The organism is Streptomyces sp. CBMA291, assembly GCF_014596525.1.
Lineage (GTDB): Bacteria > Actinomycetota > Actinomycetes > Streptomycetales > Streptomycetaceae > Streptomyces.
In genome coordinates, this window is record NZ_MSJP01000083.1 from 77,329 (window position 1) to 97,397 (window position 20,069).

At 70.2% G+C, this 20,069-nt stretch carries 16 protein-coding genes, 2 pseudogenes and 1 riboswitch; of the genes and pseudogenes, 6 read left to right on the forward strand and 12 right to left on the reverse strand.

Annotated elements, in window-relative coordinates; translation table 11 throughout:
• Positions 1-88: 88 nt before the first annotated feature.
• The 11 genes from BU197_RS20040 to BU197_RS20090 form a co-directional block, all read right to left on the reverse strand.
• Positions 89-1,252 (reverse strand): cysteine desulfurase family protein, encoded by a 1,164-nt coding sequence (locus BU197_RS20040; RefSeq protein ID WP_188269654.1) that lies wholly within the window; start codon positions 1,250-1,252, stop codon positions 89-91.
• Positions 1,253-1,381: 129 nt separating this feature from the next.
• Positions 1,382-2,242, reverse strand: a complete 861-nt coding sequence (locus BU197_RS20045) for a thioesterase family protein (RefSeq protein ID WP_188269655.1) — start codon at positions 2,240-2,242, stop codon at positions 1,382-1,384.
• 23 nt (positions 2,243-2,265) lie between these two features.
• Entirely contained in the window at positions 2,266-2,943 is a 678-nt protein-coding gene (locus BU197_RS20050; RefSeq protein WP_188269656.1) for a trimeric intracellular cation channel family protein, read from the reverse strand.
• 142 nt (positions 2,944-3,085) lie between these two features.
• Positions 3,086-4,300 carry an ABC transporter ATP-binding protein gene (locus BU197_RS20055; RefSeq protein WP_188269769.1) on the reverse strand — a complete coding sequence of 405 codons (1,215 nt, stop codon included), beginning with the start codon at positions 4,298-4,300 and terminating at the stop codon, positions 3,086-3,088.
• Between the two features lie 8 nt (positions 4,301-4,308).
• Positions 4,309-5,406: an ABC transporter ATP-binding protein gene (locus tag BU197_RS20060; protein ID WP_188269657.1), complete on the reverse strand. Its 1,098-nt coding sequence runs from the start codon at positions 5,404-5,406 to the stop codon at positions 4,309-4,311.
• The gene (locus BU197_RS20065; RefSeq protein ID WP_188269658.1) at positions 5,403-6,401 is read right to left on the reverse strand and encodes an ABC transporter permease; all 999 of its coding nucleotides are present in this window, start codon (positions 6,399-6,401) and stop codon (positions 5,403-5,405) included. Before BU197_RS20065 ends, BU197_RS20060 begins: the two co-directional genes overlap by 4 nt.
• 113 nt (positions 6,402-6,514) lie before the next feature.
• Positions 6,515-8,287 (reverse strand): ABC transporter substrate-binding protein, encoded by a 1,773-nt coding sequence (locus tag BU197_RS20070; protein ID WP_188269659.1) that lies wholly within the window; start codon positions 8,285-8,287, stop codon positions 6,515-6,517.
• A gap of 107 nt (positions 8,288-8,394) precedes the next feature.
• On the reverse strand, positions 8,395-9,393 hold the full coding sequence (locus BU197_RS20075) for an ABC transporter permease (protein ID WP_188269660.1): 999 nt from the start codon (positions 9,391-9,393) through the stop codon (positions 8,395-8,397).
• Positions 9,394-9,757: 364 nt separating this feature from the next.
• Positions 9,758-10,549 (reverse strand): enhanced serine sensitivity protein SseB C-terminal domain-containing protein, encoded by a 792-nt coding sequence (locus BU197_RS20080; protein WP_188269661.1) that lies wholly within the window; start codon positions 10,547-10,549, stop codon positions 9,758-9,760.
• A 147-nt stretch (positions 10,550-10,696) separates the two neighbouring features.
• Positions 10,697-11,440 (reverse strand): enhanced serine sensitivity protein SseB, encoded by a 744-nt coding sequence (locus BU197_RS20085; protein WP_188269662.1) that lies wholly within the window; start codon positions 11,438-11,440, stop codon positions 10,697-10,699.
• Between the two features lie 388 nt (positions 11,441-11,828).
• Positions 11,829-12,542, reverse strand: a complete 714-nt coding sequence (locus tag BU197_RS20090) for an AAA family ATPase (RefSeq protein ID WP_188269663.1) — start codon at positions 12,540-12,542, stop codon at positions 11,829-11,831.
• A gap of 152 nt (positions 12,543-12,694) precedes the next feature.
• A riboswitch (glycine riboswitch) is annotated at positions 12,695-12,793 on the forward strand.
• Between the two features lie 174 nt (positions 12,794-12,967).
• Between BU197_RS20090 and gcvT the strand changes: the two genes are divergently transcribed.
• The 6 genes and pseudogenes from gcvT to BU197_RS20115 form a co-directional block, all read left to right on the forward strand.
• Positions 12,968-14,101: a glycine cleavage system aminomethyltransferase GcvT gene (gene gcvT / locus BU197_RS20095; protein WP_188269664.1), complete on the forward strand. Its 1,134-nt coding sequence runs from the start codon at positions 12,968-12,970 to the stop codon at positions 14,099-14,101.
• Between the two features lie 77 nt (positions 14,102-14,178).
• Positions 14,179-14,559 carry a glycine cleavage system protein GcvH gene (gcvH, locus tag BU197_RS20100; RefSeq protein WP_188269665.1) on the forward strand — a complete coding sequence of 127 codons (381 nt, stop codon included), beginning with the start codon at positions 14,179-14,181 and terminating at the stop codon, positions 14,557-14,559.
• 33 nt (positions 14,560-14,592) lie between these two features.
• Positions 14,593-15,858, forward strand: coding sequence for a serine hydroxymethyltransferase (gene glyA, locus BU197_RS20105; RefSeq protein WP_223183239.1), 1,266 nt, complete (start codon positions 14,593-14,595; stop codon positions 15,856-15,858).
• A 221-nt stretch (positions 15,859-16,079) separates the two neighbouring features.
• Positions 16,080-17,450 carry an L-serine ammonia-lyase gene (locus BU197_RS20110; RefSeq protein WP_188269666.1) on the forward strand — a complete coding sequence of 457 codons (1,371 nt, stop codon included), beginning with the start codon at positions 16,080-16,082 and terminating at the stop codon, positions 17,448-17,450.
• A gap of 403 nt (positions 17,451-17,853) precedes the next feature.
• Positions 17,854-18,076: pseudogene (locus tag BU197_RS30610) on the forward strand (helix-turn-helix domain-containing protein).
• Positions 18,076-19,183 (forward strand): annotated as a pseudogene (locus tag BU197_RS20115) (tyrosine-type recombinase/integrase); the annotation flags it as partial. The pseudogenes BU197_RS30610 and BU197_RS20115, both read left to right, overlap by 1 nt.
• A gap of 162 nt (positions 19,184-19,345) precedes the next feature.
• Here the strand turns inward: BU197_RS20115 and BU197_RS20120 are convergent.
• Positions 19,346-20,065 (reverse strand): hypothetical protein, encoded by a 720-nt coding sequence (locus BU197_RS20120; protein WP_188269777.1) that lies wholly within the window; start codon positions 20,063-20,065, stop codon positions 19,346-19,348.
• Positions 20,066-20,069: the final 4 nt, after the last annotated feature.

Genomic DNA, 20,069 nt, shown 5'->3' on the forward strand with positions numbered 1-20,069 from the left:
CCGGCCAGAACCCTCGGTGCCGCCCGGCCGGAACCAGCCGTATCGCTCAGGACCCGCCGTATCGCTCAGCCAAGGCCCGCCGTATCCCTCAGCTGAGGCCCGCCGTGCGTGCCCGCTCCACCGCCGGGCCGATCGCGTCCGCGACCGCCTGGACGTCCTCCGGGGTGGAGGTGTGGCCGAGCGAGAAGCGCAGGGTGCCCCGGGCCAGGTCCGGATCGGTGCCGGTGGCGAGGAGGACATGGCTGGGCTGGGCGATCCCGGCGGTGCAGGCGGAGCCGGTGGAGCAGGCGATACCGGCCGCGTCGAGCAGCAGGAGCAGCGAGTCGCCCTCGCAGCCGGGGAAGGTGAAGTGGGCGTTGGCGGGGAGCCGGCCGGCCGGGTCGCCGCCGAGGATCGCGTCGGGCACGACCGTGTGGACGGCGGTGACGAGCGCGTCGCGCAGCGCCCCGACCTCGCGGGCGAACTCCTCGCGCCGCTCGGTGGCGAGCCGCGCGGCGACGGCGAAGGCGGCGACGGCGGGCACGTCGAGCGTGCCGGAGCGGACGTGCCGCTCCTGGCCGCCGCCGTGCAGCACGGGCACGGGGGTGTACTCGCGCCCCAGGAGCAGGGCGCCGATGCCGTAGGGGCCGCCTACCTTGTGGCCGGAGACGGTCATGGCGGCGAGGCCCGAGGCGGCGAAGTCGACCTCGACCTGCCCGACCGCCTGGACGGCGTCGGCGTGCAGCGGGACGCCGAATTCGGCGGCGACGTCCGCCAGCTCGCGGACCGGCATGACGGTGCCGATCTCGTTGTTCGCCCACATGACGGTGGCGAGGGCGACGGATCCGGGGTCCCGGGCGATCGCCTCGCGCAGGGCCTCGGGGTGCACCCGGCCGTAGCGGTCCACCGGCAGGTACTCGACCTCGGCGCCCTCGTGGGTGGCGAGCCAGTCGACCGCGTCGAGCACGGCGTGGTGCTCCACCGGGCTGGACAGGACGCGGGTACGGCGCGGGTCGGCGGCGCGGCGGGACCAGTAGAGGCCCTTCACGGCGAGGTTGTCGGCCTCGGTGCCGCCGGAGGTGAGGACGACCTCGCTGGGCCGGGCGCCGAGCGCGGCGGCGAGCGTCTCGCGCCCCTCCTCGACGGTCCGCCGGGCGCGTCGGCCGGAGGCGTGCAGGGAGGAGGCGTTGCCCGTGACGGCGAGCTGGGCGGTCATCGCCTCGATCGCCTCGGGCAGCATCGGCGTGGTCGCGGCGTGGTCGAGGTAAGCCATGGTCCCCCGATTCTACGAGCCCCGGCCCGTGCCCCCGGCGGGTGGCCGGTTTACACCCCCGCCGGTGGTCCGGTGGGGGTGTCCGGTTCACGCCGGGGGGCCCTGCCGTACGCCCCTGACGGGGGGCCGTCAGCCTCGGGGTGCGCGGGCCAGTTGGCGGGACTGGGCCACCAGTCGGTTCGCCGTGTCCCAGACTTCGGCGTCCTCCTCCAGGAAGCCGCCGGCCAGGTTGCGGGTGGTGATGGAAACCCGCAGCGGGCCCGGGGCCGGGCGGCAGCGGATGTGGGTGGTCAGTTCGACCGTGGGCGTCCAGCCCTGGAGGCCCAGCTCGAAGGCGGTCGGCGGCAGCGCGTCGACCGTCAGGAGCAGCGAGAGCGGGTCCGGCTCGTGGCCGTCCGCGAGACCGAACCAGGCCCGCATCTCGCCCTTGCCCGAGGGCGCGCCGACCGCCCAGCCGACGCAGGCGGGGTCGAGGCGGATGTCGAGCCGCTCGGTGATCGCCGAGGAGCCGGGGATCTGCGGGGTCGGGCCGTCGGAGGCGCTGAAGCAGCGCTCGATGGGGGCGATCTCCGGCGGGTTCGCGCTGGTGCGGACGTCGTCGGAGAGCGCGTCCAGGTCGCCGTAGGAGGCGAGGACCCGGATGCGCTCGACCTCGGTGCCGTCCTCGGCGTACTGGAAGAGGGAGGCCTGACCGGTGGAGAGCGTCCGGCCGGTGCGGACCGTCTCGGTCCTGATCACGGCGGGGCCGGGCACGGACGGCGTCAGGTAGTGCGCCGAGATCGTGAAGGGGTCCGGGTGCGGCAGGTGGTCGCCGAGCGCGCGGCCGAGCAGCGCGAGCAGATAGCCGCCGTTCACGGCGTTGATGATCGTCCAGCCGGCGGAGAGGTGCGCGTCGTAGACGCCGGGTTCCCGCGGGGTGACGGCGGTGTCGCGGTCGAACTCGCTCGCCGCGGCCGTCCCGGTGGCGCTCGACTCGGTGCTCGTGGTCATGCTTCCGACGGTACCGCAGCGAGCTACTGAGCGGTAGCTTTTTCCGGTTCCTCGCGGGCGGAGGAACGCCTGTTCCAGGCGCGGGGCGCACGCCAGTGATAGCGCATCGCGAGCAGCCGCAGGACGAAGGCCGTGAGCACGGCCGCCCCGCTGGTGAAGGCGTTGAGGGTGTCGAAGCGGATGCAGAGCGCGACCATCCCGGCCCCGACCATGGCGGGCACGGCGTACAGGTCCCGGTCCCAGCGCAGCAGCGACGGCACCTCGTTCGCCAGGATGTCCCGCAGGACGCCGCCACCGACGCCCGTCGCGAGACCGAGGACCGCCGAGGAGGTGAGGCCGAGCCCGTAGTCGTACGCCTTCGTCGTCCCGGTCACGCAGAAGAGGCCGAGTCCCGCCGCGTCGAAGACGTTGACGGCGGTCTGGGTCCGCTCGACCTCCGGGTGCAGGAAGAAGACCAGCACCGAGGCGACCAGGGGCATGAGGAAGTAGCCGAGGTCCGTGAAGGCGGCCGGGGGCACGGCGCCGATCACCAGATCGCGGAAGAGACCGCCGCCGAGCGCGGTGACCTCGGCGAGGACCGCCATCCCGAAGACGTCGAAGTTCTTCCGGACGGCGAGCAGGGCACCGGAGATCGCGAAGACGAAGATCCCGATGAGATCCAGCGTGTGCTGGACGGAGGGGGTGAACAGGTCGTGGAGCACCGGCCAATTGTGCCGGTTGTCCGGGAAGGGTCCGTACGGGACTCCCCGGGCACGCGAAGGCCCCCGGCGCCGCGCGTACGGCGCCGGGGGCCTTCCCGTTCCGGTCCTCGGCCCTCGGGCTTCGGTCCTCAGGCTTCGGCCCTCAGTCCTCGGACGGACCGGCCTTCCCGGTCTCTCCGGAGGACTTCCCGGTGCCCCCGGAAGGCGCCTCGGTCTCCTCGGCGGAGGTCCCGTCGGGCCCGGCCGGCGCCTCGGCGTCCTCGGAGGGCGCCCGGTCGGCCTCGGCGGAGACACCCGTGTCCCCGGGGCTCGCCTCGGGCGCCGTCGTGATCTCCACCGACTCCCGCGCCCCCGGCACCGTCACGGCGGCCGGGTCGCCCGTGTTCTCCGGGTGGTGGCACGCCACCCGCTGCCCCGGGCGCAGTTCCAGGAGCGGCGGCTCCTGGGTCTTGCACAGTTCCGTCGCCTTCCAGCAGCGGGTGTGGAAGCGGCAGCCCGGCGGCGGGGCGATCGGCGACGGGACGTCACCGGTGAGCAGGATGCGGTCGCTCTTGGCGCCCCGGCGGCGCGGGTCCGGAATCGGCACCGCCGACATCAGGGCCCGGGTGTACGGGTGCATCGGGTTCTCGTACAGGGACTTGCGGTCCGCCAGCTCGACGATCTTGCCGAGGTACATGACGGCGATGCGGTCCGAGACGTGCCGGATGACCGACAGGTCGTGGGCGATGATCACGTACGTGAGGCCCAGTTCCCGCTGGAGGTCGTCCAGGAGGTTGACCACCTGCGCCTGGATGGAGACGTCAAGGGCGGAGACCGGCTCGTCCGCGACGACCAGCTTCGGCTTGAGGGCGAGCGCGCGGGCGATGCCGATGCGCTGGCGCTGACCGCCGGAGAACTCGTGCGGGTAGCGGTTGTAGTGCTCGGGGTTGAGGCCCACCAGGCCGAGGAGCCGCTGGACCTCCTGCTTCACACCGCCCTCCGGCTCCACGCCCTGGAGCTTGAAGGGCGCCGAGACGATCGAGCCGACCGTGTGGCGCGGGTTGAGCGAGCCGTACGGGTCCTGGAAGATCATCTGGATGTCCCGGCGGAACGGGCGCATGCCCGAGATGCCGAGGTGGGAGATGTCCTTGCCCTGGAACTCGACCGTGCCCTCGGTCGGTTCGAGGAGCCGGGTGATGAGCCGGCCCATCGTCGACTTGCCGCAGCCGGACTCGCCGACGACACCGAGCGTCTCGCCGGGCAGGACCTCGAAGTCCAGCCCGTCGACCGCCTTGACCGCACCGGACTGGCGCTGAAGCAGCCCCTTCTTGATGGGGAAGTGCTTCTTCAGGCCGGTGACCTTGAGGAGGGGTTCCATGGTCTCGCTCACAGTTTCGGCGCAATCTCTTCGGTCCAGATACGGGTCCGCTCCTCCTGCGGCAGATGGCAGGCCGAGTAGTGCCGCTCGCCGGCGAGGGCCAGCTCCGGCCGCTGGGTGCGCGTGACGCCGCCCTTGGGGAGGTCCGCGTACGGGCAGCGGGGGTTGAAGGCGCAGCCGCTCGGGATGTTGATCAGGCTGGGCGGGTTGCCCTTGACCGGAATCAGCCGCTCGGTCTGCTCGCGGTCGATCCTCGGCATGGAGCCGAGCAGCCCCCAGGTGTAGGGGTGCTGGGGCTCGTAGAAGACGGACTCGGCCGGTCCGCGCTCGACGCACCGCCCGCCGTACATCACGAGGATGTCGTCGGCGAGTTCGGCGACGACGCCGAGGTCGTGGGTGATGATGACGACCGCCGAGCCGAACTCCTTCTGGAGGTCCCGCATCAGGTCGAGGATCTGGGCCTGCACCGTCACGTCGAGGGCGGTGGTCGGCTCGTCGGCGATGAGCAGCGCGGGGTTGTTGACGAGCGCCATGGCGATCATCGCGCGCTGGCGCATGCCGCCGGAGAACTCGTGCGGGTAGTTGTCGAACCGCTTGGCGGGCTCGGGGATGCCGACCCGGTCGAGGAGTTCGACGGCCCGCTTGCGCGCGGTCTTCTTGTCGACGTCGTGGTGGACGCGGTACGCCTCCACGATCTGGTGGCCGACCGTGTAGTAGGGGTGCATCGCGGACAGCGGGTCCTGGAAGATCATCGCCATCTCGCGGCCGCGCAACCGGCGCACCTCGTCGGGGTCGGCCGAGAGCAGCTCGCGCCCGTTCAGCCAGATCTCGCCGGAGATGCGGGCCTTCTGGCGCCCGTACTGGCCGACGGTGTGCAGGCCCATGATGCCGAGCGAGGTGACCGACTTGCCGGAGCCGGACTCGCCCACGATGCCGAGGGTCTTGCCCTTCTCCAGCTGGAAGCTGAGGCCGTCGACCGACTTGACCAGACCGTCGTCGGTCGGGAAGTGGATCTTCAGGTCGCGTACGTCGAGGAAGGCCTCGGACGGCCCGGAGGCGACCGGCTCTCCCACGGCCGCGCCCGTCTTCGTCAGCTTGTCCGTCATGCGAGCCTCACTCGGGGGTCGATCACGGCGTACAGCAGGTCCACGATGAGGTTGGCGATGACGACACAGGTCGCGGTGATGAGCGTGACGGCCAGGATCAGCGGCAGGTCGCGCTCGCTCACGCCCCGGATGGCCAGGGCGCCGAGGCCGTGGAGGCTGAACGCGGTCTCGGTCAGGATCGCGCCGCCGACGAGGGCGCCGAGGTCCATGCCGAAGATGGTCAGGATGGGGGTCATGGTGGAGCGCATGGCGTGCTTGCCGAGCACGACCGACTCCGGCAGGCCCTTGGCCCGCGCGGTGCGGATGTAGTCCTCGCCGAGGACCTCCAGCATGGTGGCGCGGGTGAGCCGCGCGTACATGGCGGCGTACAGGAAGGCGAGGGTCACCCAGGGCAGCAGCAGTCCGCCGAGCCAGCCGCCGAAGGACTCGGAGATCGGCACGTACGAGGCGTCCAGCCAGCCCAGGTGGGTACGGAAGACCAGCATCGCCAGCATGGCGGTGAAGAAGATCGGCAGCGAGACGCCGGCGAGGGCGGTGATCATCGCCGCGCGGTCGACGATCGTGCCCCGCTTGAGCGCGGAGACGACGCCCGCGGTGACGCCGATCAGCAGCCAGAGCACGGCGGCGCCGATGACCATGGAGAGGGTCACGGGGAAGGCGTCGACGAGCATCGACGAGACGTCCTGCTCGCTGCGGAACGAGTAGCCGAAGCAGGGCGCCGCGCAGTGGATGGTGTCGCCGCCGCCGGTGTAGTCCCGGCCGACGAAGATGCCGGAGACGAAGTGCCAGAACTGCACCAGTAGCGGCTCGTCCAGGCCCAGCTTCTGCCGGACGGCCTCGATGGAAGCCGGATCCGCCTGCTTGCCGACGAACATCGCGGCAGGGTCGCTGCCGGTCATCTTGGGGATGAGGAAGAAGATGCTGAGCGTCACCAGGGTGACGACGAGCAGCATCACGACGACCGCGAAGAGTCGTCGGACTATGTATGCAAGCATGCGGTCGGCCGGTCGGCGGCCGGGGAACCCGCTGGGGTCCCCGGCCGCCACCCTCGGCCATCACCTGCCCTTCGGACCTGGCGGCGGGTGGTGCGCCGGTGAAGCGGGTCGGATTACTTGACGACGCCGAGCGACGCGTAGTCGTAACGGCCGTTGTAGGCGTCGGCCGTGTAGACGTTGGTCAGCCGGGAGCTGCGCCAGATGATGTTCTTCTCGTGGGTGAAGGGCAGGTAGACCGCGGCCTCCGAGACCTTCGTGTTGATCTGCTTGTAGAGGTCGCCGGCCTTGGCCGGGTCGGTCTCCTTCAGCGCCTGGTCGAACAGGCCGTTGACGGCCGGGTCGTTCAGCTCGGCGAAGTTATTGTTGCCGCTCTGGAGGATGAAGCGACCGTCGACCAGCGGCTGGAGGAAGCCCTGACCGGTCGGGAAGTCGGCGCCCCAGCCCATGATGATGATGCCGTAGCCCTTGTCCTTGACCACCTTCGGCGAACCGATGATGCCGGAGGTCTGGGCGCCGTCGAACTGGTCGATCTGGGCGTCGATGCCGACGGCCTTCAGCGACTGCTGGAGGGACTCGGCGGTCGCGATCTCGATCTTCTTGTTGTTGCGGACCGCGATCGTGGTCTTGAAGCCGTTCGGCTTGCCGCACTTCTTGAGCGCGTCCTTGGCCTTGGCCACGTCCGGCGCGCCGCCGAGCTTGCCGTACGGGTCGGCCTGCGGGTCGGCGCCCTTGATCGCCGGCGGCAGCATGTTGGAGGCGATGTCGCCACCGGCCTGCGGGCCGCCCCGGGCGGTCTGGAGCGACTTGGAGTCGGCCGCGTAGATGATGGCCTTGCGGCACTCGATGTTGGGGATGACCGTCTGCGGGAAGACCGCGTAACGGATGAAGCCCGTCTGCGGGTTGTCGACGTTGCCCTTGTGCTGCTGGAGCACCTTCTGCCGGGCGGAGGCGCCGACGCCCGTCGCGTTGATGTCGAGGTCGTACTCGCCCTCGACCAGACGGTTGTCCATGTCGTCGGCGTTCGTGGTGAACGTGACGCTGATCTTGTCCGGCAGGGCCTTGCGGACGGTGTCCGACTTGGCGTCCCACTTGTCGTTGCGGACCAGCTTGATGGACTTGTTGGGGGTGTACGACTCCCACTTGTACGGGCCGGAGGAGAAGGGCTTCAGGCCGTAGCGGGCCTTGGTGTCCTTGTCCTGGCGGACCGGGGAGGCGGAGGGCATGGCCAGCATCTGGAGGAAGTCGCCGTTGGCGACCGGCAGCTTGAAGACGATGGTCTTGTCGTCCGGGGTCTCGATCGCCTTGAGGCCGAGCTTGTCCGCGGCGGTGTCCTTGTACGGGCCCTTGTAGTCGCCCTTGGGGTCCAGGACCTGCTGGAGGTAGATCGGGCCGCCGGAGATGACGTCCTGGGCCCAGATGCGCTCGATGCCGTACTTGATGTCCTTGGAGGTGATCGGCTTGCCGTCCTCCCAGGTCACCCCGTCCTTCAGGGTGAAGGTGTAGGAGAGGCCGTCGGCCGAGACCTTGCCGGTGTCGGTGGCGAGGTCGGGGACCAGCTCGGTGGAGGCGGTGCCGGGCTCGGCCTTGAAGGTGACGAGCTGACGCGTGTAGTAGCGGGCGAAGTCCCACACGAAGCCGTAGTAGCCGCGCTGCGGGTCCCAGTTGTCGGCCTCCTGCGAGCCGATGAACTTCAGCTCGCCGCCCTTCTTGTCGGAGGGGTTGGCGATCTTGTTCACACCGGCGTTGAAGCCGGGCGCGCCGCCCTTGCCCTTCTCGCCGCCGCCGTTGTCACCGCCGCCGCCGCAGGCGGTGGTGACGACCATCGTGGCCGCCGCGAGCAGCGCGCCCGCCGCGATGCGGCGCCTCTGGGAACTCATCAGAGTCATGGGTCTCGCAACCTCCGGAATAGTGGCGGCCGATACGGTGGTCCGCCGTTGGGGATGAGCCTCCTGTCGCCTGCGGCAGGGGCGGGTCGTGCGGTCGTCGGCGACGGTCAGCGGGAGCCCTTCGGGTCGAGCGCGTCACGCACGCCGTCGCCGAAGAGGTTGAACGCCAGGACGGTGATGAAGATCGCGAGGCCGGGGATGATCATGAACAGCGGGTCGGCCTCGTAGGTGGTGATGGCCGTCGACAGCATCTGTCCCCAGGAAGCGGTGGGAGGCTTCACACCCGCGCCGAGGAAGCTGAGGGCCGCTTCGGTGAGGATGTTGGTGGGGATCATCAGGGTCGCGTAGACCGTGATCGGGGCGATCAGGTTGGGCAGCAGCTCGCGGCGGAGGATGTAGAGCCGCCCCGCACCCAGGCTCTGGGCGGCCTCCACGTACTCCCGGTTGCGCAGCGAAAGCGTCTGGCCTCGGACGATACGGCCCACGTACGGCCAGCCGAAGAAGCCGATGACCAGGACGAGGGCGGCGATGCGCACCCCGGAGCCGTCGAGTCCGAGCAGCGAGTTGGGCAGTACGGAGACCAGGGCGATCGTGAAGAGCAGCTGCGGGAAGGCGAGCATCACGTCCATGACGCGGCTGAGAGCGGCGTCGATCCAGCCGCCGAAGTAACCGGCGACGATGCCCAGGACGGTGCCGAGGGCGACGGCGAAGACCGCCGCGAGGAAGGCGACGAGCAGCGAGATCCGGGCGCCGTAGACGATCCGGCTGAAGACGTCGCGGCCGTTGACCGGCTCGACGCCGAAGAGGAAGTCGGAGCTGGCGCCGCCCCAGGAGCCGATCGGGGTGCCGAACAGCGGGTCGATCTGGTCCTCGTGGAACTCCTCCGGCGGATGGCCGAGGAGTCCGACGATGAGCGGGGCGAAGAGCGCGACCAGGATGAGGAAGAGGACGACGAAGGCGCCCGCGAGGGCGAGCTTGTCGCGCTTGAGGCGGGTCCAGGCGATCTTCCAGGGCGAGCGGCCCTCGATCGCCTTCCCGGCGTCGGGCGAGGCGTCGACGGTGGCGGTCGGCTCGCCCGCACTCGTCTCGTGCAGTGGTGCCGTCATCGTGGTGAGGACCCCTCTCGGCCGCCGATAGCCGGCCCTTGCCCGCCGCGGATTTGCGGCTCGGTGGAACAACCTGCCGGGCAGTGCCCCCGTGGGAGCCGAAAGCCCGGTGTTCCGGGGAGTCTTCAATGTGGCCGCGATCACCCGCCAGCCCTGACGAGGAATGTTTGCTCAAACGTGATGCGGTGCTGCGACTTCCGTTATCCGGACGCCGTGATCACGTGAGCGGACCAACTCGGGGCCTCTTCCCCTCAAAGGGGCATGTCCGCTCAACTACCCTTTCGAGGGATGCAATGAGGGCGAACGTAGGCCTCCGGAGCGAACTCCGGAGGCCCGGGGTGCGGAAGGCGACGCGCGGTACGTCTCAGTATCCGGACGGAGCCGGGGGCGGGTAGCCGTATCCGGGGACGGGCGCGGGGCCCTGCCCGGCGTGCGCCTCGCGGTCGTAGAAGGAGCGTCCGTTGGCCCGCAGCCAGAGCGCCACGGGGTCGTACGCGTCGGAGAGGGCGACCGTGGAGACGGGCAGCCCCTCGGGTACGGCGCCGATCGACTGACGCATCATCGCGCGCACCGCGTCCACCGCGGCGGCGGAACCGTCGTACAGGTCCAGACCGATGACGAGGTACGGGGAGCCGAGCGCGGGCTGCACCCAGCCCCGGCGCAGCGACCGGACGGCCGGGGTGCGATGCGCGTTCTGGGTCAGCTGGGCGTAGAACTGCGGCAGTTCGAGGGTGGGTTCGGTGACCCGGAGCGGCCCGGCGGGCATCCGGTCCAGACCGGTGGCGATCCGGCGCAGATCGGCCCACGGAATGCCGAGACCGCCGCCGGGGGCGTGCGGATTCAGCCAGACGCCCCAGCGGTCGGGGTAGAGGGCACGGGCGATCTCACGGCCGGTGACGACCTCGTGGGCACGGTGCCAGCCGGAGGCGGCCAGCTCCCGGTCGGAGGTGACGCAGGGGGCGTAACCATGGCCGTCGACCTGCATGTTCCCGTACTGGGCGTCGGCCGATCCCGGCGAGCCCTGCCAGAGCAGCATCCGCAGCTCGCCGTCGGCGAGGGCGTGCAGCAGCTGCTCGTACGCGTCGTAGCGTCCGGGTGCCACCTGGCGCAGCATGTGCTCGACCGCTTCGGTCGCAGCGGTGCCTGACGCGCTCACCCTGGGTCCCGCCCCTCTTCCGTCACCACGTCTGTCTGCGTCCGTCCTGCGTGTGTCCCGCGCCTGTCCGGCTTCGGTCCCGCGTCCGCGCCGGGCCTGTCCCGCGCCTGTTCCGCTGTGAGAAGTTCAGCTTAGACAGGGGGTCCGTCACACGGCGGCGCGCTGGTAGAAGGGACGCACCCGCTCCAGCATCCAGGTGGCGACCGGGTCGTCCTGGGCCATGTCGAGCAGGATGAGGTTGACCGGCCAGGCGGCCTCGACCCGGCCGAGGGCGCGGCCGAGGGCGTCCAGGGGCGCGTTGCGGTCGACGCCGTCCCAGGCCAGGAGTTGGACGCCGATGAAGAGGGCGGGTTCGGTGCCCTCGACGCTGGCGAGGGCGCGGCGCGCGGAGGCGACGATGCCGGTGGCCTCGAACTCGGCGGAGGCGGCGGAGAGGAAGTCGACCGGATCGTCCTGCCAGTCGGGCTCGAAGAGCCGGACCCGGCCGCCGTTGGCGGGGCCGTCCAGGGGGGTGCGGCCGATCCGGCAGAGTTCGGCGACGGCGGGCGGGGGCAGCGGGACGCCGACGACGCCACCGGGGTTGACCGCGATGCCGAGCTGCGGGGGCAGGCCCCGGGCGAAGTCGCGGGCGGGGGCGACGGTGAAGGACATGTGGCTGCCGACGCAGGCGAGGAACTGCTGCTCGGAGCTGAAGACGGGGACGTAGGGGGCGCCCTCGATCTCCATGGTGGGCAGGTCCAGGTCGGCGCTCTCGGGGCTGCCGCCGTTGGGCAGGGGCACCCACACGGGGCTGCGGCCGAGCACCTCGACCAGTCGGCCGCCGGCCTCGGGGTTGCCGAGTGAGGCGGCAAGGACCTCTTCGAGCTCGTTGCCCGGCCACGTCACGTCCACGGTCCCGTCTTCCCCAATCTCGCCCGGCCCGCCGCACGGGCGGGCCCGCCAGCACCCTAACGCCGCCCCGACGGCGCCGTGGCCCAAAGGGTACGGAACCCGGGAGGCCCGGGACGCCGGTGCGATGGTCGGACGGACCCCCGGGGGCCGGTCCTCAGCGCGGGCACGGGGGAGGCGGGCGGCTCACGACGGGGGCGCGAGCACCCGAACGGCGGGGTGGGGGCGGTCCTCAGGCGGGGGCGGCGCTCGTACGGGGTCCCCTCTCGTGCGGGGCCGTCCACGCACGGGGGCCGTCCATGTGCGGGGTCAGCCCACCTGCGGGTCCGTCCTCACGCGGGATCCACGGGGTCCGTCCGCGCACAGGGCCGCCCTCACACGGGGCCCGGCCTCATGTCGCGCCCGGTGCGGTCGGTGCGCCCGGTCCGGTCGGTGCGTCGGCTAAGACGGCTCCCCGGAAGCCGATCCTGGTGAGGGCGTCGGCGGCGTCCCGGTCGAGCAGGGTGGCGGAGGCGCAGCCGTGCGGGAGGCGGCCGGACTCGGCGGCGGCGAGGAGCCGGGCCACGGCTCCGCGGTGCCGGGCGAAGGCGTAGGCCGAGACGCCCCTGCCCCGCTCGCGCTGTCCGGCGCGGGCGGTGCCGGGGGTGACGTCGAGGAGGACCAGGTGGAGGGCGCGGCCCCGGCGGCGGGCCTCGCGGGCGAGCCAGGCGCGCACCCAGGACTGGGTGCCGCAGTCGTGGACGATCACGCCCTCCCCCGAGCGCAGGGCGCGGCGGAGTCCGGCGTAGTGCGCGAGGCGGACCAGGGGGCGGTAGACCGCGTACGGCAGGAAGCGGGGCATGCGGGTCTCCCAGCGCTCGCGGGCGTCCTGGGAGTCGACGCCGGTGCCGTGGGCGGCGCGCCGCATGAGGGTGGACTTGCCGCTGCCGGGCAGTCCGGAGACCACGACGAGGTCACCGGCGGCGAAGGTGAGGGCGCGGGGGCCGCGGCCGCCGCGCTCGCGCAGGTCCCGCAGGGTCCGGCCCCGTCGCCGGGTCCGGGCGCGGGCCCGCTGGGACGGTATCCCGGTGCTCGGAGCGTAGGCGCCGGTGTGCTGGAACCTCATTCGATTCTCCCCCCTGCGGGTCTCGGAAGACCCATGCCCAAGAAGTGTAAAGAATTGGTAATGGGACACAAGTGATGTGACCCGCCGAGCACGCGTGCGATGATGTGCGCGCCAGGCGCGCACAGTCGCCGTACAACCGCATACCGGCCGCTCGAATCCGCGCGGGAGAGTTCCGGGTCGCCACGGCACCCGGACGCCGAAGGAGCAAGACCCTCCCTTGAATCTCTCAGGCCCCGTACCGCGTGGATGAGGCAGATCTGAAAAGCGGGACACCTCGCCGTGTCCCCACCCAAGGTGCAAGCCGATCTCTCGGTGACGAGATGCTCTCGGTGAACCTCTCAGGTTCCATGACAGATGGGGAGGACGTCCTCGCCCGTCATGTGTTTTCGTCACCGATCACGCCCTTGGGACCCGGGAGCCACCCCATGACCTCTGCCGCCCGACTGACTGCCCTCGATGCCCTGCATCGTTCGCTGGGCGCGACCATGACCGACTTCGCGGGCTGGGACATGCCGCTGCGTTACGGCAGCGAGCGCGAGGAGCACCTCGCGGTCCGCACCAAGGCCGGTCTGTTCGACCTCTCCCACATGGGCGAGATCACCGTCACGGGCCCGCAGGCGGTGGAGCTGCTCGACCACGCCCTGGTCGGCAACATCGCCACGATCGGCACCGGCCGGGCCCGGTACACGATGATCTGCCGCGAGGACGGCGGCATCCTGGACGACCTGATCGTGTACCGCCTGGGCGGGACCGAGGCCCCCGAGTACATGGTGGTGGCCAACGCCTCCAACGCCCAGGTGGTCCTGGACGCCCTGGTGGAGCGCTCGGCGGGCTTCGACGCCGAGGTCCGCGACGACCGCGACGCGTACTCCCTGATCGCGATCCAGGGCCCGGAGTCCCCCGGCATCCTGAAGTCGCTCACCGACGCCGACCTGGACGCTCTGAAGTACTACGCGGGCCTGCCCGGCACGGTCGCGGGCGTGCCCGCCCTGATCGCCCGTACCGGCTACACCGGCGAGGACGGCTTCGAGCTGTTCCTTAAGCCCGAGCACGCCGAGGGCGTCTGGAAGGCGCTGACCGAGGCGGGCGCCCCGGTCGGTCTGATCCCCTGCGGTCTGTCCTGCCGCGACACCCTCCGCCTCGAAGCGGGCATGCCGCTGTACGGCCACGAGCTGACCACCGAACTGACCCCCTTCGACGCGGGGCTCGGCCGGGTCGTGAAGTTCGAGAAGACGAACAACGAGGGCCGTTTCGTCGGCCGCGAGGCGCTGGAGAAGGCCGCCGAGCGCGCCGAGACCGCCCCGCCGCGCAAGCTCGTCGGCCTGATCGCCTCCGGCCGCCGGGTCCCGCGCGCCGGTTTCTCCGTCGTCAAGGACGGCGTGGTGATCGGCGAGGTCACCTCCGGCGCCCCCTCCCCGACGCTCGGCAAGCCGATCGCGATGGCGTACGTGGACGCGGAGCACGCCACGCCCGGCACCGAGGGCGTCGGCGTGGACGTCCGGGGCACCCACGAGCCGTACGAGGTCGTGGCGCTGCCGTTCTACAAGCGCCAGAAGTGACGTATTCGTCTCCTTTCCCGTCTCATCCCGTAAGACCCACGTTCATCAGCACTCCCCCGATCCAGGAGAATCAGGCCATGAGCAACCCCCAGCAGCTGCGGTACACCAAGGAGCACGAGTGGCTGTCGGACGCCGTGGACGGCGTCGCCACCATCGGCATCACCGAGTTCGCGGCCAACGCGCTCGGTGACGTCGTCTACGCCCAGCTCCCCGAGGTCGGCTCCACCGTGACCGCGGGCGAGACCTGTGGCGAGCTGGAGTCGACGAAGTCGGTCAGCGACCTCTACTCCCCCGTGACGGGCGAGGTCGTCGAGGCCAACCAGGACGTGGTGGACGACCCGTCCCTGGTGAACACGGCTCCGTTCGAGGGTGGCTGGCTGTTCAAGGTGCGCGTCGAGGGCGAGCCGGCCGACCTGCTCACCGCCGACGCGTACGCCGCGTTCTCCGCCGGTAACTGAAAGACCGGGCCCGAGACCCCTAGGGATCGATTCATGTCGCTTCTGAACACTCCCCTCCACGAGCTGGACCCGGACGTCGCCGCCGCCGTCGACGCCGAGCTCCGCCGCCAGCAGTCCACCCTCGAAATGATCGCCTCGGAGAACTTCGCTCCGGTCGCCGTCATGGAGGCGCAGGGCTCCGTCCTCACCAACAAGTACGCCGAGGGCTACCCGGGCCGCCGCTACTACGGCGGCTGCGAGCACGTCGACGTCGCCGAGCAGATCGCGATCGACCGGATCAAGGACCTGTTCGGCGCCGAGTACGCCAATGTGCAGCCGCACTCCGGCGCCTCGGCGAACCAGGCGGCCCTCTTCGCGATCGCGCAGCCCGGCGACACGATCCTGGGCCTGGACCTGGCGCACGGCGGTCACCTGACCCACGGCATGCGCCTGAACTTCTCCGGCAAGCAGTTCGACGTGGTCGCGTACCACGTGGACGAGGCCGGTCTGGTCGACATGGCCGAGGTCGAGCGCCTCGCCAAGGAGCACCGCCCCAAGGTGATCATCGCGGGCTGGTCCGCCTACCCGCGTCAGCTGGACTTCGCCGAGTTCCGCCGGATCGCCGACGAGGTCGAGGCCTACCTGTGGGTCGACATGGCCCACTTCGCGGGCCTGGTCGCCGCCGGTCTGCACCCGAACCCGGTCGAGTACGCGGACGTGGTGACCTCCACCACGCACAAGACGCTCGGCGGCCCCCGCGGCGGCGTCATCCTGGCGAAGAAGGAGTTCGCGAAGAAGCTGAACTCCTCGGTCTTCCCCGGTTTCCAGGGCGGCCCGCTGGAGCACGTGATCGCGGCCAAGGCCGTCTCCTTCAAGGTCGCGGCCTCGGAGGAGTTCAAGGAGCGCCAGCAGCGCACCCTGGACGGCGCCCGCATCCTGGCCGAGCGCCTGGTCCAGGCCGACGTCACCGAGCACGGCGTCTCCGTCCTGTCCGGCGGCACGGACGTGCACCTGGTCCTGGTGGACCTGCGCGACTCCGAGCTGGACGGCCAGCAGGCCGAGGACCGTCTCCACGAGGTCGGCATCACGGTCAACCGGAACGCGGTCCCGAACGACCCGCGCCCGCCGATGGTCACCTCCGGCCTGCGCATCGGCACGCCGGCGCTCGCCACCCGCGGCTTCGGCACCGAGGACTTCACCGAGGTCGCCGAGATCATCGCGGAGACCCTGAAGCCCGGCTTCGACGCCGAGAAGGCCGAGGCCCTCAAGGCCCGGGTGACCGCCCTCGCGGAGAAGCACCCGCTGTACCCCGGCCTGTAGCAGTTTCGTACCCTTTCATTCGTACGAATCTTCGGGGCACCGCGCACACTGGACTGTGAGCGCGGTGCCCCGCGCCATGCCCGCCCGCCGGGCGGCACCCACACCCGCTCTCCCCGCCACCCCGTCCCCAGCCCCGCCCCTGCCCCGTCTCCGCTCCCCGCTCAGCCCCCTCTGCGCCACCCGGCAGACAACGGCGTCTAGCCCCCACAAGGAGTCCTTCCGTGGCCATCTCGGTCTTCGACCTGTTCTCGATCGGCATCGGCCCGTCCAGCTCCCACACGGTGGGGCCGATGCGGGCGGCCAGGATGTTCGCCCGCCGACTGAAGAACGAGGGGCTGCTCGCCCACACCGCGACCGTGCGGGCCGAGCTGTTCGGCTCCCTCGGCGCGACCGGCCACGGCCACGGCACCCCCAAGGCGGTCCTCCTCGGCCTCGAAGGCAACTCGCCGCGCACGGTGGACGTGGAGCACGCCGACGAGGAGTTCGAGCGGATCAAGGCGAGCGGCCGGATCAATCTGCTCGGCGCGCACGACATCCCCTTCGACTTCGACGCCGATCTGATCCTGCACCGGCGCAAGGCGCTGCCGTACCACGCCAACGGGATGACCGTCTCCGCCCGTGACGAGCAGGGCGGTCTCGTCCTGGAGAAGACCTACTACTCGGTCGGCGGCGGCTTCGTCGTCGACGAGGACGCCGTCGCGGGCGAGAACCCGATCATCCCCGACGACACCGTCCTGAAGTACCCCTTCCGCACCGGCGACGAGCTGCTCCGCCTCACCCGGGAGACCGGCCTTTCGATCTCCTCCCTGATGCTGGAGAACGAGAAGGCCTGGCGCACCGAGGACGAGATCCGCACCGGTCTCCTGGAGATCTGGCGGGTCATGCAGTCCTGCGTCGCCCGCGGCATGTCCCGCGAGGGCATCCTGCCCGGCGGCCTGAAGGTCCGCAGGCGCGCCGCGAACTCGGCCCGCAAGCTCCGCTCCGAGGGCGACCCGGCGGCGCACGCGATGGAGTGGATCACCCTCTACGCGATGGCCGTGAACGAGGAGAACGCGGCGGGCGGGCGCGTGGTCACCGCCCCGACGAACGGCGCGGCCGGCATCATCCCCGCCGTCCTGCACTACTACATGAACTTCGTCCCCGGCGCGGACGAGGACGGCATCGTCCGCTTCCTCCTCGCCGCGGGCGCGGTCGGCATGCTCTTCAAGGAGAACGCCTCCATCTCCGGCGCCGAGGTCGGCTGCCAGGGCGAGGTCGGCTCGGCCTGCTCGATGGCCGCGGGCGCCCTCGCCGAGGTCCTCGGCGGCTCCCCCGAACAGGTCGAGAACGCCGCCGAGATCGGCATGGAACACAACCTGGGCCTGACCTGCGACCCGGTCGGCGGCCTCGTCCAGATCCCCTGCATCGAACGCAACGGCATGGCGGCGGTCAAGGCGGTCACGGCCGCGAAGATGTCGATGCGCGGCGACGGCAACCACATGGTCTCCCTCGACAAGGTCATCAAGACGATGAAGGAGACGGGCGCGGACATGTCCGTCAAGTACAAGGAGACGGCTCGGGGCGGGCTCGCGGTGAACATCATCGAGTGCTGAGCCCGCTCCGACCCGAGGACCCCGTCCGGCCGAGGCCGGGCGGGGTCCTCGCGCGTCTACGGCCGGGCGGGGTCTTGGTGCACCTGCGGCGCGATCTTCCAGGGCGGGACCACGATCACCGAGGGCAAGGTCACCGGATACGTCGCCAAGGGCACCGAAACCGCCACCGGCACGCTCGACCACTGGCCGAGGAGAATCACCGCCCTCTGGTTCAAGTCCGTGCCCGAGCACGCCACCCGCATGATCCGCACCGCCTGGACCCTCGGCGCGCTGCGCGCCGCCTGCCGCGCCTGGCGCGCCGAACAGGCCCGGACTCATGCCGACCTGCCCCCACCGGACCCGACGCCGCTGTATGGCACCGCGGGGAACTGGAACGGCAGTTCGCGGCCGAAGAGGACTACTGATGGCCTCGCCTCCACTCGCGGGCCTCCACCCGGAAGCGGTCCCGGGGCTGGATCTACTCACGGTGCCCCAGATCATGGGCCGCCTTCAGCTCGGCCGCTCGGCCGTCTACGACCTGCTCCGCACGGGTCGGCTCGCCTCGATCACCCTCGGCCGCGCGCCGTATCCCTGCCCACGCCCTCACCGACTTCATCCACGCCCGCCTCGAACAGGACGCCGTCTGATGACCACACCCACAACACCCCCGCCTCGCGCCGCGTACGCGCCAACGGCGCCGGAACCGTCTACCAGCGCAAGACAGCCGCTGGGAAGCCGCCGGATACGTCCTCGCCTCCCGGCAACACCCGCCGCCGCGTCCGCGTCTACGGCACCACCCGCAAGGAGGCCCTGGCCAAACTCACCGAGAAGATCGCAGCCAGCGACCAAGGCGTCCCCGTGCCCTCCGTGCAGGGCAGCGTGGCTGCATGCCTGACGTACTGGCTGGAGGCCGTCGCCGTCTGCCACCTCCGCGAGAACACCCACACCCGCTACACCTCCTGCGTCCACCAGCACCTCATCCCCGGCCTCGGCAAGAAAAAGCTGGCCAAACTCACCGCCAAGGACATCCGCACCTGGCTCAACCAGCTCCGCACCACCTGCCAGTGCTGCGCCCGCAGTATCGACGCCCGCCGCGATCAGCCCCGTTGCTGCGCCGCCGGAGCGTGCTGCTCCAAGCAGCTCTCCTGCTGACGCTGGCGCACATCCACTCCGTACTCAAGTCCGCCTTGGAGCACGCCGTTCGCGAGGAGGAGATCACGCGCAATGTCGCCCGCAACGTCCGTACGGGTACGCCGCGCCCCCGTCGGTTCGAACCGCTCACGTCAGACGAAGCCCGCCGGTTCCTCGCCGCTGTCCGCAATCACTGCCTGTTCGCCCTGTACGAACTCGCCCTCCACACCAGACTCCGTAAAGGAGAGCTCCTCGGCCTCCAGTGGGAAGACCTTGACCTCCACAACGGCACCGCCAGCATCCGCCGCACCCTCCAGCGCCCCAGACCGGCGGGCTTACCGCACTGCCCACCAAGACGCACGCATCCGAACGACGCATTGCCCTCCCGCGCGAGTGCATTCCCTCGCTGAAGCAACACCTTGAAGGTCAGGAACGGGAACGCGAAGAGGCAGAGGGGCCTCGTCGTCATCAAGGAACTCCTCGGACACGCCCACATCGGCGTCACCGCCACCATCTACGCCCACGTACGACTCCGCCTGCAGTGTGACGCCATCAACCTCCTCGGCCGTACGCTCCACACCCCTTCCGAGACCGCCAACCGGCCTGACGCCGACGACACCCAGCTCTCCTGCGCACCCCCGTCCGCTGACGTTGCCGTCAACTACTGCCGTCAAACCGCCAGAAGCCCCACCGGACGAAAATCCGGTGGGGCTTCTGGCGGCTTTATGGGGTGGGTGGGTCCTGAGCCATCCACCCCAAGTAGCAAGGTGCCCCTCACTACATCATTAACAACCCAGGGAGGCCATCACCCAATCTTCAGAAATGACAATCTCCTGCCGCTCCCCATTTATCACCCATGCCCCATCCCATTCAACTTTCCGAACCTCGCCATGGAAGTTCTCAAATTCTACGAAACTCCCAAGAGCACCTTCGAGGTAACCGAGCTCCCTGAGCAGGACATCTGGAGTTGCGAATCCACGGACAGGGCCCACGCTTCCCCCTCCGGTCTTTCTGTTCTCGTATCGCATCCGAAGATATGGACTAGGCGCTCTAGACGTGAGAGCCGGTCGCAGCATTCGCTTGAACCGGTAGGTCGCTTCCTCGAAGGTCTCATTGTCGGAAAATTCGCAACGATAGGACGGGAATACCGCGATAACCGAATCGTTCAGGGATTCGTCCCTCCCTGCGTGATATCCATGAACAGAAGAAGAGACTGCCGCCACCGAGTCGAACCTGTAGCCTGCATGGGCGAAACCTGTCGCCACGGAGAATGGTCGCACTTCCGGCTCAACACGGATCCGCCGGTGACGGGAAAACTCGAGGACAGCCTTGACCAGACCCTCATCGAATGAATCGAGCGTGTTCATTTGGTACGCTCGATCCCCTTCAGGGCTCAACGCCAACGAGAAGACAAACCTGGGGTTTGGCGACCATTGCCACGCATCAGAAAGGCCGGGGAACTCTCTGACGTCCCCAATTCCAGTCACGGCCTGCCTGATATTCACGGTT